Here is a 7,350-nt window from a genome sequence, read left to right as displayed (position 1 = left end):
CAGCGTCTTCGAGTTTTGGCAAAAAGTGCCATCGCTTTCCAACCATCACAACCGCATATTAATCCACATAAATCAATCCAAAATACAATCAGGGGGAGCAAGTCATGGTGCTTGCAGACTTTACGGTTGAGCAACTATCGAACTCCATGTTTTACTGCAACCATGACCAATTAATTGAAAACAGGGAAAGTTATAATAAGATAAAAGGACTAAGGCATGCCCATCCTTCCAAAGCGCTGATGCTAATTCTGTATAATTTATACCGCAAGATGGCATCAAAGAAAATAAATTTTATGACCCAGAAGGATAACATGTTGCATCTCTTTGTTGTTTAATCTTTCGAGTTGATTAATACAATCTCTTGCACCAAGAGCTACGTAACTTGGAAGTCTTGCAGTGAGGAGTAGCTAGTGATCCTCTATAATTGTTAACCTCTAACCAACAATACTGGAGTTTTGGATATTCGTATGATTTCCTCCGCAATACTACCGGTAAGTATATGATGAATTCCACGACGACCATGAGTTCCTATGACAATTAAGTCAGCTGATAAAGCTGTTGCTTCATTAACAAGTTTTTCGGCAATTTTGGGTTTTGAAGGGGTTAATTCGGTGAGTTTCATTTCAAATTCTATTTTTGACCTACTGAGAATTTTCTTCATTGAGTTTAGAACTTCCTGTCCTTTTTGTCTTGTTAGCTCAATAAATGATTTACGATCGACATCGCCTTCATACAGGGTATCAATGATATGAATCATCCATATCTTGGAGTTTTGATTCTTCGCGAGTTTAATGGCTTCTTTGAGTGCTAGAGTGGACGCGTTACTATCATCAACTGCTACCATAATTTGTTTGTACATAGATGTGACTTCCTTGCCAGTATTATATATTAAATAATACATTAGCTTTGCTTGCTTGCAATAATTCATGGCGTATATCTTTGGTTCTCATTGAGTTTTTTTTTAGTAACTGTGCCTAATAACCTGGATAAAAAGTTTGTTATAAGGTGGTATAGCCTCGCACTAAGCGTTTTTTCTGCATCAGGACTTACGAAAAACCCCAATCTCTTCGTTAAAAAATGTTTTTACTTCGGTCATTTAGTATATCTAAACTCCCTCATTAAAAACATTTTTTGCCTCGACCTTGGAGTTTTTCATAAGTCCTGTGCATTAGATAAAACAAGGCTGAATGCTCAGATTGTTGCAGTTGTTTGCCACTGTGAGATAAATGAGGATGGGGTTGATAGCGTTTTCAGGAATATTTATTGATCTATGATAGTTTGCTTATGACATCTATATATGACTTTACCTGTAGCAACCTCAATAATTTCGCCTTCAGTTCCTGAATGTTCCGAATCACATTGTTCAGTCAAAAGTATCATTAATGAATCAATATTTGATCCAGTTGTTGAAGAAATAATTTTTCCCTCCATTTTCATTCTGGCTTCATAAGGATCCTTCTCTTTAGGTGAGTTCATATCCTATACCTCCAATTTTATACTCCACTATATACATTATAGTGCAAACTTTTTCAGGACTTATGAAAAATCCCATTGTCTTTGTTAAAAAAGTGTTCTAATTCGGTCATTCAATTTTACTCCCTAATTAAAAACACTGTTTGGCTCAACCTTGGGTTTTCGCAAGTAATGTTCTTTTTAAAATGGGTATAAAAGGATTTCAAAATTGAAGTTAAAATCGATTTTGCTATTAAGGCAGTTTAGCCAATAAATGAAGCGGTAATAGGGGGTAAATCAACTTTAATTTTTCCTCCCCATGCGAGCCTTAGTGCATTAATAATGGCAAGCCCATCAATTAGTTCTTGAAGAATTGCGCCGGCCACTGGAGTAATTAAGCCGAAAGCAGCAAAGCTCATCCCTATGATACTGAGTAGCATTCCGCCAATGGCACTTTGTAAGGCAATCTTACGGACATTCAAGCTTAGATGAATCAATTCATCAACTTTTTCCAACGTATTTTCCATGATTACGGCGCCTGCTGCTTCAGAAGTTATATTGCTATATTGTCCAAAGGCAATACCTACTGTTGCTGCTGTAAGTGCGGGCGCGTCATTAATGCCATCACCCATAAATACTGTAGGTGCCTTTTGTCTTTCCTCTCGAACAATGGCAAGTTTTTGTTCAGGACTTTGTGAGGCACGAATTTCTTTTAAATCCAACTGTGACGCTAAATATTGTACTTCCGATTCCCGATCACCAGAGACAACCATTATTTTTTTAAATTGATGTGAAGGGGTTAAGTGACTGATAAAGGATTTTCCTTCTTTTCGGGGGGCATCATGAAAAATTAATGAGGCCACAAATTGTTCATCGAAGAGGACAAGGCACTCTAATCCTGGAGATTCGGCCGGAAGTTGGTTAGCAGATTGAGGCTGATTGAGTAGAAATTTATTGCGACTGGTAACATAGATTTTATGATTCGCGATGATTCCGGTCAATCCTTGCCCTGGTTTTTCGGAAACATGGGAGGCTTCAAGCAATTCTAAATGGTGCTCTTGAGCTGCTTTAAGAATTGCGGGAGCCAGCGGATGTTTTGAATAACGTTCAAGACTTGCTATGGATTGTAAAATGATATCTGGTGTAAGGTGTGTATTTGGGGCGAGATGAATTTCTGATAATGTAGGTTTACCGTAGGTCAGAGTGCCGGTTTTATCAAAAATTGCAGTTTGGCATGTAGGCAATCGTTCAAGAACGGTGGGATCGCGAATAATAATACTTTGTTTTGCTGCCATAGAAATGGCGCTGATCAATGTAATAGGAATTGCAATCAGTAAAGGACACGGCGTTGCGATCACCACCACAGCGAGAAAACGCATTGCCTCTCCAGTGAAGTACCAGGCAGCACATGCAAAAATCAAGGCTAAAGGAGCAAAAATTGCTCCAATTTGATCTCCTAATCGTCGCAAAGAAGGCCTCTTTTGTTCTGCTTCCTTAAGCACTTCGACGATCGCTGCATAACGTGAGTCGGAAGGTAATCGTGTCGCTTGAATGGTTAAAGGGGATTGCCCATTGATTGCACCGGAAAGTACGGAAGTCCCAGGCGCTTTTGATATCATATACGGTTCACCAGTGAGATAGGATTCATCCATAACACCATGTCCTTCAATAACATTGCCATCGACAGGACAAATTTCATAAGGATAAATCACAATATTATCGTCAACACGAATATCAGCTAATGTGATGTCTTGAATTTGGTCTTTTATTTTTCGATGCGCTTTGGTAGGCATACGCTCAGCAAGAGCCATCAAAACAGAGGAGGCTTTACGCATCGCATACTGCTCTAATGTTTGTCCGCCAGCCAACATCAGGATAATCAGCACAACAGTCAGGTATTCATGCAGAAAAGTGCCGGTGATTAATGCAATAGCAGCCAAGGAGTCTGCCCCTAAGTTTCCTCGAATCAATTTGAATACAATTTGTAAAAATAAGGGGATTCCCCCTAGGAACATAATAATCAATAAAGGGATTTCTGCTCGAGGCAAATCCATTATCTTCATCATGACATATAGAAGAATTGCGATGAGTGATAGGAAAACCAAAATCATTTTCCATTTTGAGGCCATAGTCGAACTGGAGAGGTCCATCGATCTTGATTTTGAAATTATATATTTCAAATCATAGTTAATGGAACGCAATGATTCAAGTCTTATAGTCTTGTAGCCTGGGTTCCATTGCGCTGCACCCAGGCTATAAAGGATTAATTACATAGGCTTTTGTAAGAAGCAACCAGACTGTTTGGGTTAGAAACTGGTAAGTCTGTATCAGCACTCCACATAATGGCACCTTTGAGTTGTTTGCTCTTAATAAATCGACATACAGCCTTTACTACCTCTGGAGATTGGTAGCCGATAAATTGTTTGGCTGATGAATTGTAGAGATAAGAGCCCGTGATAAAAGAATTATTGTTCTCATCCAAGGCATTTATATGAAAAATCTTATAACCCAGCTGTTTCACCAATTTATCAACGGCCTTATAAGGTAATAGACCATCTTGTATTGAATATTCAGAAGCAAAATGACTGGCGCCAGTCCAATGTTGTTCAAAACCCGGAAGAGCAGGATTTTCACCCGTATCTACCCCAGAAAAACCTCGTCCATAAGCCGCTAATCCAATTTGTAATTTTCCCTTGGGCATTCCATATGCGAGAACTTGTTCTGTAATGGAATCCGTTGCATAGTTAATCGCAAACTCATCTTTACGGCTGGTGTCCGGTTGCTTTAAATAAGCATGAACTGCGGTATAGGGATCACTGCTTTGTGACCATGGTCCATGTAAATCATAAGTCATTAAATTAACACTATCAGCGTAAATTGCGATTTGTTTAAACCAACCGCCATCAACTGATTGATTGATTTTTTCCAAATAATCTTTATTTACTGTGATTGTTACTGAGATATATGCATCTTTTCCTAAAGTTTGACGACTGGCTTTAACTAAATCAAAAAGGTGTTTGTAGTCATCCAGGGTATTAGCATCAGCTGGTAATTGACCGCCCGTTTGTAGATCAATTGGTGGTTCGAAATCATAATCAATTCCTTTTAAATTTTTAAAATGATCCATCCATGATTTGAATTGATTCAGGAATTTATTTTGATTGGCAAAAATGGCTGCGAATGTGGCAGTGCTGATCCCTTGATTCTCTACGGTATTTGCCCCACCAATAGCAATAATACGCTTGGCGGTATATTTGTTGGAATTAATAAAGGCGCCAAAGCTATTGAGTTGTCCTACACCTTTTTGATCTGAGTAATTGAATAATTCTTTTTGACCTGTATTGCCATTCGTTTGCACCGAAGCGCAAGCGCCTTGGTTCGCCGCGCAAAAATTAAGGAAATTTTTGGTTTCAGGAGGCAAGGGAGATACCCAGGATCCTTCTAGGGGTAACTCACCCCAAAGATCAGCAAAATGCATTAAACCATCCCAGCTGGAGGGAATTTGGTATTGTGCTTGATTAGGATCGTTACTATTCCATACTTGTAAGAAACTCCAGGCGATGACATCCGCCTTGTTAAATTGAGCAACCATTTCTGGATTGGAAACATAAGCTAATTGCCCATAAGATCGACCAATTTTATAAGCGCCATCATATTCATAAGGGTTTTGACCATACATAGACCAATTGGTGGTGTATAAGGTTAATGCTGCATTTGCTACTGCGGGAATTAGAAAAGCAGTAAGCGTGGTTATTCGCATAATTTTCTTTACAAAAGTCATTATGAACCTCCAATAGACAGGGAGTTAAATTTTACTCCCCATGGTTAATAAATAACCACTGTCAATTATGACAGGGGGATCATAATGTTAATAATTGAAATTCCAATGCCTTGGTCAAAGATTGATATTTATTTTTAGTCCCTAATTTTTTATTGATTTTTTGAATATGGAAATTAATAGTTCTCTCACTGAGCTCAAGTCGTTGCGACATCTCTTTGACTGAAAATTGTTCTGCAATCAATAACAAGCATTGAATTTCACGTTGGGTTAAATGAAAAGCCTCTTTTTCGCTTACCTGATCTAAAAGATGGGGCTGGATGTAGTGATAATAGTGATGTGCTGCAACAAAGAATTCATATTGGGCTCGGTTTTCTTGCAAGTGGCATTGTTGATTTTGCATTTGCACGAGTAACAGAATTGCAAAATTATTATGCGGACCATGAATAGGAATTGATAGACCCGATTCCGCACCAAAAGCAATAGAGTCTTCTCTCATTTTTCGCTCTGATTCACATGTTGCTTGAGCTAATTGTTGTTTTAAATTCCAATAGATCGGCAAATGGTTGTTATAAACAAAATTCAGTGTGCTATCGATATTATGGTATTGTTCCGCAAGATAATGTTGATGCCATGATTTGAAATTGGCAGAACACATATCATATTTTAAGCGATTCGCTGAATTTGGATGATAGGCATAATACGTGAATGAAAATGTTGTAATGCCTTTTTTATTCAAATAAGAACGCAACGCATGGTCGCAATCAGTGAGTGAGGAGGCCTGTACCAATTCATTTTCTAATATTACGAGCAAATCAATCATATTTATTCATCGCTCTACGGGTTATAATGACGAGGGCTGCATTTGCTGCAAAAATATAAAAGAAAAAGCCGGAGTAACCCATTTTTTGCTCTATCCAGCCACTAAATGCGCCAAAAAATACGTAACTTGATGCCATGATCGAAGTACAGACACTATACATGGACATCGGATAATTACTTCTATTGGCAATCATTAAGAGATAGCCCATATAAGTGCCATTAGCTAATCCTACCGTAAATTGATTCAATAAAATGACCAGATAAAGTAGTACGTCGTGTGCATGAAAAAATGGAAATAAAAGGTAAAGAAAATGCCCCATAAGCAAGAATAAAGTCACATTTTTTAGGCACTTTTCGAAGGCATAACGAGTAATGAGCCAGCCTGAAACAAAAATACCCAGCATCAGAAAAATACCGCCAATTATTCCATAAAGTTGTCCAACCTGAGATACATTGAGTCCTAACCCTTGTTTATCCAGCAAAAATAAAGGAATAATTTTTTGCATTTGTGCTTCAGAAAAATTGTATAAAAAGATAAAGAGCAATATTGGGAAGATTTGAGTATCAAAAAGAAGTGTTTTAAAAATTTCGTAATAATTCAGATTTAACGATTCTTTTTTGGATTGGTTTTCCGGGATTTTGGCTTGATGATAAAAAGTGAGTAAAAGGGCTATTACAAATAAGCTCAGGAAGAATATTTGCCATACATTAAGTTCATAATACACGGCTAAACTGCCAATTAGAGCCAATAACCCACCCTTAATAATTAACCGACCCATTTGATAAAAAAAGCTACGTAAAGCGACATATTTTTTTTGTTCTTCATGACTTAAATTAAGTAAATAAATGCCATCTGAAACAATATCATGCAGCGAAGAAATCAAAGCAAGACCCACAAAACCTATTGAGCTGATCATAAGAAAATAGGAGTTGTCGACACAAAATGCTAATATGATAAAAATCAGGCTTATACTAACTTGCGCATAGAGTGTTAATTTTTTTTTCGTAGCAAGATGTTCCAGAAAAGGAGCGAAAAGAGGCTTAATTGTCCATGGTAGCATGAATAAACTGGTTAAAAATGCAGCCTGTGTATTGGTCATTCCATATTGTTGATACATGATTGTCGCAATTAAGGTGACAACCACGTAGGGCATGCTTTGAAAAAAATAGAGACTGGCTACCCATTGATAATTCTTTGGAGATACTAAGGAACACACGTATTAATTCCAAATTGATCATTGATCACATTGTAACATAATTGTGCAAAAATAAAAAATAGGGGCGGTCTTACTGTATTG

At 37.6% G+C, this 7,350-nt stretch carries 6 protein-coding genes; all 6 read right to left on the bottom strand.

The features are described from left to right. Positions 1 to 427: 427 nt before the first annotated feature. On the bottom strand, positions 428 to 928 hold the full coding sequence (locus DGG96_RS17855) for a universal stress protein (protein WP_240610473.1): 501 nt from the start codon (positions 926 to 928) through the stop codon (positions 428 to 430). 332 nt (positions 929 to 1,260) lie between these two features. Then, a complete protein-coding gene (locus DGG96_RS17845; protein ID WP_110143895.1) occupies positions 1,261 to 1,476 on the bottom strand; it encodes a hypothetical protein in 216 nt (71 codons plus the stop codon). A 239-nt stretch (positions 1,477 to 1,715) separates the two neighbouring features. After that, the gene (locus tag DGG96_RS17840; protein WP_110143894.1) at positions 1,716 to 3,602 is read right to left on the bottom strand and encodes a heavy metal translocating P-type ATPase; all 1,887 of its coding nucleotides are present in this window, start codon (positions 3,600 to 3,602) and stop codon (positions 1,716 to 1,718) included. A gap of 113 nt (positions 3,603 to 3,715) precedes the next feature. Further along, on the bottom strand, positions 3,716 to 5,233 hold the full coding sequence (locus tag DGG96_RS17835) for a glycosyl hydrolase family 18 protein (protein ID WP_110143893.1): 1,518 nt from the start codon (positions 5,231 to 5,233) through the stop codon (positions 3,716 to 3,718). Positions 5,234 to 5,312: 79 nt separating this feature from the next. Continuing rightward, a complete protein-coding gene (locus DGG96_RS17830; RefSeq protein ID WP_110143892.1) occupies positions 5,313 to 6,053 on the bottom strand; it encodes a helix-turn-helix transcriptional regulator in 741 nt (246 codons plus the stop codon). Then, entirely contained in the window at positions 6,046 to 7,269 is a 1,224-nt protein-coding gene (locus DGG96_RS17825; RefSeq protein WP_110143891.1) for an MFS transporter, read from the bottom strand. Before DGG96_RS17825 ends, DGG96_RS17830 begins: the two co-directional genes overlap by 8 nt. Positions 7,270 to 7,350: the final 81 nt, after the last annotated feature.

The organism is Legionella qingyii, assembly GCF_003184185.1.
The sequence above is the reverse complement of the archived record's forward strand: the minus strand, read 5'-3'. Positions and strand labels throughout refer to the sequence as shown.

What these genes read in the sequence shown, in the direction of transcription:
- DGG96_RS17855 (WP_240610473.1), bottom strand. Translation starts at nt 928, where the DNA reads ATGAATTATTGCAAGCAAGCAAAGCTAATGTATTATTTAATATATAAT.
- DGG96_RS17845 (WP_110143895.1), bottom strand. Translation starts at nt 1,476, where the DNA reads ATGAACTCACCTAAAGAGAAGGATCCTTATGAAGCCAGAATGAAAATG.
- DGG96_RS17840 (WP_110143894.1), bottom strand. Translation starts at nt 3,602, where the DNA reads ATGGACCTCTCCAGTTCGACTATGGCCTCAAAATGGAAAATGATTTTG.
- DGG96_RS17835 (WP_110143893.1), bottom strand. Translation starts at nt 5,233, where the DNA reads ATGACTTTTGTAAAGAAAATTATGCGAATAACCACGCTTACTGCTTTT.
- DGG96_RS17830 (WP_110143892.1), bottom strand. Translation starts at nt 6,053, where the DNA reads ATGATTGATTTGCTCGTAATATTAGAAAATGAATTGGTACAGGCCTCC.